Annotated in this window: 8 protein-coding genes; all 8 read right to left on the bottom strand. The window is 30.2% G+C overall.

What is annotated here, in order from left to right:
• Positions 1-182 precede the first annotated feature (182 nt).
• Positions 183-521: a flagellar protein FliT gene (fliT, locus tag BR69_RS0114955; protein ID WP_027633902.1), complete on the bottom strand. Its 339-nt coding sequence runs from the start codon at positions 519-521 to the stop codon at positions 183-185.
• Entirely contained in the window at positions 521-2,479 is a 1,959-nt protein-coding gene (fliD, locus tag BR69_RS0114950) for a flagellar filament capping protein FliD (protein WP_027633901.1), read from the bottom strand. The genes fliT and fliD overlap by 1 nt, the downstream gene beginning before the upstream one ends.
• 107 nt (positions 2,480-2,586) lie before the next feature.
• Positions 2,587-2,967, bottom strand: a complete 381-nt coding sequence (fliS, locus tag BR69_RS0114945; protein ID WP_027633900.1) for a flagellar export chaperone FliS — start codon at positions 2,965-2,967, stop codon at positions 2,587-2,589.
• A gap of 271 nt (positions 2,968-3,238) precedes the next feature.
• Entirely contained in the window at positions 3,239-3,592 is a 354-nt protein-coding gene (locus tag BR69_RS0114940; RefSeq protein ID WP_027633899.1) for a flagellar protein FlaG, read from the bottom strand.
• A gap of 65 nt (positions 3,593-3,657) precedes the next feature.
• Positions 3,658-3,870 (bottom strand): carbon storage regulator CsrA, encoded by a 213-nt coding sequence (csrA, locus tag BR69_RS0114935; protein ID WP_027633898.1) that lies wholly within the window; start codon positions 3,868-3,870, stop codon positions 3,658-3,660.
• Positions 3,871-3,874: 4 nt separating this feature from the next.
• A complete protein-coding gene (gene fliW / locus BR69_RS0114930) occupies positions 3,875-4,300 on the bottom strand; it encodes a flagellar assembly protein FliW (RefSeq protein ID WP_027633897.1) in 426 nt (141 codons plus the stop codon).
• A 9-nt stretch (positions 4,301-4,309) separates the two neighbouring features.
• Positions 4,310-5,356 (bottom strand): flagellar hook-associated protein FlgL, encoded by a 1,047-nt coding sequence (flgL, locus tag BR69_RS0114925; RefSeq protein WP_027633896.1) that lies wholly within the window; start codon positions 5,354-5,356, stop codon positions 4,310-4,312.
• 10 nt (positions 5,357-5,366) lie between these two features.
• Entirely contained in the window at positions 5,367-7,076 is a 1,710-nt protein-coding gene (gene flgK, locus BR69_RS0114920; RefSeq protein ID WP_027633895.1) for a flagellar hook-associated protein FlgK, read from the bottom strand.

Below are 7,076 nucleotides of genomic sequence, written 5' to 3'. Positions count from 1 at the left end.
TTCCAGAATTAACTGTGTTTATTCCCATATTTCTATGAGCATTCATAGCGTTCATATTGTGATTAATTATCATTGTGTTTTCCTCCTTGAATTTTTAAATTTTTAGAACCACATCCTTGTGGAACCTTATAACATATTAATCGTAACATTTAGAAACTACTTTAGTTTTTCAGAAAAATTTTTTATATTTTTTTATTTAATATAGATGTATTAAGAAAGCTTCTATTATAACCTTTATTAGCTTGCTTCCCTTTTTTCACTTCTAAAAGTTCTTTCTTTGTTCTATCCATAGCTTCCTTTAATTTTTTATTAAAGTTTTCCTCTAAAGATAATAAGTTAAGTTCATTTATTATTAATTTAAAATCATTGTTTTCTAAAGATAATTTATTTATATTATTTATAACTTCTTTTCTTAGATCCAAAGATTTTTCTAAAGATTCTATATCTTCTTTTTCTAGTAATAAGATAAGATTTTCAGTAAGTTCCTTATACTCCTTAAGGTTCTTCCTTAAATCCTCCACTACCTTCCACCACCAAACTGTTGCATAAGCCATCCTTGCTGAGCATTAGCGGCATTCATAGCCTTTTCAAGCCTTGCAAATTTTAAATAAAGCTTATTTTCTCTTTCTACAAGATTATTTTCCATTTCTTTTATAAGCTTATCCTTCTTTAATATGTTTTCTGTTAATGTATTTTTTATTTCAGATAAGGTTCCTTCATATCCTGCTTTTTTTAAAAGAGGACCATCATAGTTTATTGCATTTTTTCTAAAAACCTCTTTAAATCTTGTGAAAATCCCTTGAGATTCCACTTCTTTTCCACCTGCTGAAAGAAGCTTCATAACCTCTTGACCATCATTCTCTAATGCTTTAGTTAACTTCTCTTCATCTATAACCAATTGACCACTTTTTTCCATATTACTACTTGTATCTATCCCTATAGCTCTAAGGTTTAAATTACTTCCTTCCACTGGCTTTATTATGGCCTCTCTTAATTCAAGTAACATATCTCTTAAGACACTTTCATTTCTTAAGAGCCCCTCTTTGCCCTTAGATTCCCATTTTTTAACATCATCCTCTTTCATTTCCTTTTTCTGCTCTTCTGTAAGAGGAAGATACTTATAATTTTTCTTTTCTGAAATCTTTTTACTAACGTCTCCTATTATTTTGTTATATTCCTCAACAAAACCTTTTATTTTATCTACTGTCTTAGAAGTATCATTTTTTACAGTAAATGAAGTTTCTCCTATTCCATTAAAGTTAAAATTAATATTATCCACTACAAAATTATTAGTCTCACTTTCCATGGTTATTGGAGTTGTTGTATTTGGAATAATTACAGAGTAAGATGAATTTTCTCCCCTAATTTCTCCGTAACTTGATTTAACAAAGCCACCTCCATCAAAGATTATATTACTTTCAGTACCTGTTCCAAAGGATAATTTTCCTGAATTATTAATTACATCTTTTCCAGTTATATTTTTAATTTTTTCACTTAATGATGTTATAGTATCTGAGGAATCTATGGTTATTGTGGAACTTCCTATTGTAAGATTTTTACCTGCTATATTTTTTAATGAAGTTTCACCATTTAATGCTTCTCTTAAATCTAACTTTACATCTTTTCCTACAACAATTTTTCCATTCTCTATTTTTACTGGCTCTTTTGCTTCTGCATTTATTTTATTTAAAAGATCTGATAAATTATCAGTTTCTTCTATTTTTACTTCCTTCCCCTCAATATTTAAAGTTTTATCTTTTAATGCCTTTAGACTCATATTATCATCAATCAGTTGTAGAAGATCTATCTCTCCATAATTAGTACTACTAGTTAAATCTCCAAATACTTTTCCCTTAGAGGAAATAATGCTATTTAATCCATCTACCTCTAATAAACTATTAGTTCCAGTTTTGGAATTCTCAATAGTTAACTGTTTGGTAAAGGAACTATAACTAGCTTTCACCCCTAATTCTTTTAACTGACTATTTACTTGAGATACTAAATCCCCTAAATTGGAATCCTTTTTTATAATTACTTCCCGAACTTTATTTCCAACCTTAAAAGTAAGCGTTGTATCACTAGCTAGATTAAGTTTTGTATCCAAACCTTCATCTAACTGTCCTGATGTTATCTTAGCGGAAGTAGCTAATTTATTTACTTTTAGCCCATAAGTACCTGGCTTTGCTCCGGTAAAGCTTGTTATATCTGCAATTGAAGATTTATCCACTATAGTTGTAGAACTTGAAAGATTTTTCGAAGATAATATATTATCTTTTGACATAACATCAAGATACTTATTATAAAGATCTCTAACATTTTTAGTTATTCCCCTCATAAGATCTTGTTGCCACACTGACATATCCCTTTGTTGTTTTTGTCTATCCACCCTCATTACATATGGCTTCATCATTTGTTTTATCATATTATCTGTATCCATGCCTGTTGCAAGGCCTGTGACTCTATTTGGAGAAATATTCATTATATCCCCCTCCTAACTTAATTTTTAGAAAGTACTTCTAAAACTACTTGTGTTTAGAGGTATTTCCTCCCCTACTTATATATTAAAGAATTAGATCGTCACCCATATTACTTAGCCTTGGCAAGTTTTGTTGCAGCATGCCAAGTATCTCTTATTTCTTCTATAAGTGGTATTATTTCATCCATAATCTCTACACTTTTCTTTATGTTAGCCTCAACTAATCTATTATTTATAAACTCATATATAGAAAATATTTGACTTGCCCACTCCCCTGCTGAGGTATCTAGTGTAGCCATAAGTTCTATAAATATATCTTGAGTTCTTATTAAGCTCTCATGAGCTTTTTTAGAATCCTTATCTAGGATAGCTTGTCTACCCATCTTTGAATATTTAACAGCTCCATCTACAAGCATTATAAGAAGCTGATCCTTTGAAGCGTGGTTTACGCTATTATTTTTATAGGCATTATAAGCCTTATTACCATACATCATTTTAATAAACCCTCCATATCTTAAATAAGAACTCTAAGAAAATTCTTATGCTAAAACATATTATCTATTTATATTATTATATTAAATTTCTACAAATTTTCACATATAGATTCACTTAATAAAATTATTCACATTTATAACTAAGTACTAAAATTTAGTATCTTAAATGCTTAAATTTTAATGAATTATAAATATTACTTTATCACATATAACATCTATATGTCTTAGCTTACCTTTTTACTTAATAGGGTTCTTTAAGGTGTGTATATTAAGCTTTCTTATCTATAAGAATACCTACCATCTCACACATTTTTGCTACCATATCCACTATCTTTTTAGGAGGTATTTCCATTACAACCTCCTTGGTATCTTCATTTATTATTTTTACCATAATTGAGTTTTTAAATTTTTCATGATTCTCATAAACAACCTTTAGGTTTTCATCTTTTAAAAACCTATTTAATTTATCTACAGACTTTATAACTTCTTCCTTAGAAACATCACTTTTAATAATATTTTCTTCTTTTATGGCTATTTTGCCTTCATTTTCTCTTAGGTCATTTCCTTCTGATGCAGTATTTAAAGCCATTGGTCCTCCTTGACCTATTCTTGTAACTTCCATGTTTGCACCCCTAACTTATTTTTTATATACGATTTACCTAAAGTAAACCTAAAATCGATTAATTTTTATTTTATATTTTTAAGTATGGACATATCTATAGCTGTAGCAATAATGTTTTCTTTCTCAACCTCTGTGTATAATTCTTTTCTAAGTATTTGAACATCCTTTGGAGCATTTATAGCCAGCTTAACTGATCCATCCTCTACCTTAACTAAGGTAATCTCTATATCATCTCCTATAAGAATACTCTCTCCCTTTTTTCTAGTTAAAACAAGCATATCATCACTCCTTAATTAAAGGGTGTTTAACCTTATATTTTTCTTTATCAATTATTATTTGTTCCCCAAGAAGACTTTTAATATTTATTATTATAGGAGCTTTTAAGTTAGTGGTTATATTTTTTACGTTACTATTTAATGTTACAGTGTTTAAAACCATAACTTCTTCCTCTTTTTCTATTTCTAACTCCTTTAAAACCTTATCTTCTATGACAAGCTCATATTCCTTAAAAAAATCAAAAGGACTTATTACTATAAATCCAATATTCATATCCTCTATAGAGTGAAGAATTTTAAATACTGGGTTCTCCTTAATCTCAAATATTATAAAATTTCTTAAATCATGAAGTCCTGGAATACCTTTTTTAAAAGTTATAATATCCTTTTCTTCATAGTTTATTTCTCCATGGTCTCTAGTTTTTAAAATCATTAATATCACCTACCTTAAGTAGTCTAAAAGTGATGGTTGAATTACTTTTGCTGATGTTTGAAGTGACGCTATATAGACACTCTGCATTACAGAATACTCCATGATCTTCTCTGTAAAATCTATATCCTCTGTCTTAGATAATATATCTGTTAAGTTAAAGTTCTCTTCAGAGTTTTGATCCTTAGCTGCTTCCATTCTATTTTGCTTTGCACCTACCTCGGACCTTAATTTTAATAAATTATCCATTGCCTTTGTAATATCATCTAAATTTTCTCCCGTAAGCTTTTTAATGTCTTCTGGCTTTCCTGAAGATAAATTAGATGTTATATCACTTAAAAGGTCCATTAAATCTTTTCCTTTTGAGAACTCCATAAGCTCCCTAGATGCCACATTGTACTCCATAGTAACTCCTTGGGAAATTTCTACTATTAAATCTTCATTTAAATGCTTAAATTCATCTTCATATTTTTTAGTATCACCATTATCAATAGGTTTTCCATTAGCATCAACCTTAATTTTTCCGTTTTCTAATTCAATTTGTGCACCATTCTTATTTAAATAATTTCCATCCTTTGTCTTATATACTATGTGAGTGTTTCCCTTGTCATCTTGAAGAGCTTCTACAGGTTTTGATGTTCCTTTAGTTCCTCCAAATATATATCTTCCATCAAAGTTAGTATTTAATATTTGAGCAAGTTCCCCAACCTTTTGATTTATTTCATCCTTAAGAGCCTTCTTTTCTCCCTCTCCATAACCTGGGTTTCCTGAAGACACTAAAAGATCTCTTACTCTTTGAAGAGTATTTCCTGCCTTATCTAATGCAGTATCTGTGGTATCAAGCCAGTTTAAAGTATCCTTAATATTTTCATTATACTGCTTATTTGATCCTATATCAGAATAAAGCTGCATACTTCTTGCAACCTTAAAGGGATTATCTGAAGGTCTTCTAATTTCCTTACCTGATGTAAGCTGTGATTGTAGATCCTTCATATTACCAAGGTTATTTCTCATATCTCTTAAGAAATTTGTAGAAAGCATTTTATTTGTAACTCTCATATGCTACCTCCTATCTTTTTAATCCATTTACTACTACATCTAAAAGTTCATCTACAGTAGATACTATTTTTGCATTAGCACTATATGCATGTTGGAACTGTATTAAGTTTGCCATTTCCTCATCTAAGGATACTCCTGAAACTGAATATTTTGATTCCTCATGTCCATCAAGAAGTATCATTTGATTTTTTACCATTCTTTTAGCTTCCTGACACTGAACTCCTAGCCTATTTACAGTATCCTTAAAATATCCATCTACCTTCATACCACTAGTATCATTTTCTATCCCCATGCCATCTGCCTTTAACTTTCCATTTATAAAAGATTGCCTTGTTGTCTTATCATTTATATCTTGAACCTTTAAAAGAGCATCCCTAAGCTGTGCTATAGCAAGGGCACGACTTCCATCACTTTCTCCTGAAGAATCTTCTTTCTTTACATTTATCTTCATAGGATCACTTGATATCTCATCATTTATCTTTATATTTCCAGCAGTTATTTCTTCCTCTTTTCCGCCTTTTCCATTAACAAAGAAAGACAACTTATCATTAAGGGAATCATCGCTTCCACTATGAACTGCATTTACTGCGAATGCCATGGCTTTTGCTAACCTATCAAGCTGATCTTTATATTTATTAACATCTTCTTGAATAGACATAAGTCCCTTAAAAGCTCCTGATGAAGGTTTAAACATTTGAAGATCTTTAAGGTCTATTGTTCCACTTATGACTTTTCCATCTGCTCCTATGGCTTCTCCCTGTTCATTTCCAAAGATTACCCTAGTCTCTTTTAATTCCTTAATAGTAGAATTTATTTCATCAGGACTCATACCATCAGTCTTTATTATAAGTTCCTTCTTATTATCTTCAGAATTCATATTTCCTAGCTTATAATATGTTACCTTTATACTTCCGTCACTTTGCTTCTCTACTCCACTTATATAAGAAAGTCTACTATAACTCTCCTCATCAGTTGAGCGTACAAGTTCAAAATTTCCTCCATCTTTTGGCTTTAGCTCTATGGTCTCTAAGTTTTTTCTATCTACATTTATATTAAATTTTAAACTTAATTCATCTAATAAAAGATCTCTCCTATCCATTAAGTCATTAGGAGTATTTCCTGCCACCTTAACAGATCTTATCTCTTTGTTTATTTGGTTTATTTGATTTAAAAGATTATTGGCCTCAAATACATTATCTTTTAAAAGGTTTTGAGCATTATCTGTAAGCTTTTCAAGTTGATTGCTAGCATGGTTTAAAGAATTCGTTAATGCTTTACTTTGCTCCACTAAAACAGTTCTAGACCTTGAACTACTTGGCTGTTTTGAAACCTCTTGCCATGCATCAAAGAACTTTCCCATAAGACTTGATATACCTGTATCAGAAGGTTCTGTAAATATTCCCTCAACCTGAGTTAAAAAATTATACCTCTGTTCAAAGTTTCCATAAGTACTACTTTCATTTCTATATAAATAATCTATAAATGTGTCTCTTATTCTATTTATTGCAGATACTTGAGCTCCTGTTCCAAGTTGCCCTGGCTCTGTTACACTATTTAAAGATGGCATTCCAAAAGGTCTTGAAGTTTCTATTTCTGCTCTTTGTCTTGAGTATCCACGAGTATTTGCATTAGATATATTATGAGATGTTACATCTAAAGCCTTTTGTTGAACTCCCATACCTCTCTTAGCTACATTAAAGGTAGCAAACAATCCAGACAT

It is taken from the genome of Clostridium hydrogeniformans DSM 21757 (genome assembly GCF_000686705.1).
Taxonomy (GTDB): domain Bacteria; phylum Bacillota; class Clostridia; order Clostridiales; family Clostridiaceae; genus Clostridium_Z; species Clostridium_Z hydrogeniformans.
This window is presented reverse-complemented; position numbering and strand designations above follow the sequence as displayed.

Bases quoted from the DNA above. Each gene is read 5' to 3' on its own strand.
- fliS (WP_027633900.1), bottom strand. From the start codon at position 2,967: ATGTATGGTAATAAGGCTTATAATGCCTATAAAAATAATAGCGTAAAC.
- csrA (WP_027633898.1), bottom strand. From the start codon at position 3,870: ATGCTTGTTTTAACTAGAAAAAAGGGAGAGAGTATTCTTATAGGAGAT.
- fliD (WP_027633901.1), bottom strand. From the start codon at position 2,479: ATGAATATTTCTCCAAATAGAGTCACAGGCCTTGCAACAGGCATGGAT.
- flgL (WP_027633896.1), bottom strand. From the start codon at position 5,356: ATGAGAGTTACAAATAAAATGCTTTCTACAAATTTCTTAAGAGATATG.
- fliW (WP_027633897.1), bottom strand. From the start codon at position 4,300: ATGATTTTAAAAACTAGAGACCATGGAGAAATAAACTATGAAGAAAAG.
- BR69_RS0114940 (WP_027633899.1), bottom strand. From the start codon at position 3,592: ATGGAAGTTACAAGAATAGGTCAAGGAGGACCAATGGCTTTAAATACT.
- flgK (WP_027633895.1), bottom strand. From the start codon at position 7,076: ATGTCTGGATTGTTTGCTACCTTTAATGTAGCTAAGAGAGGTATGGGA.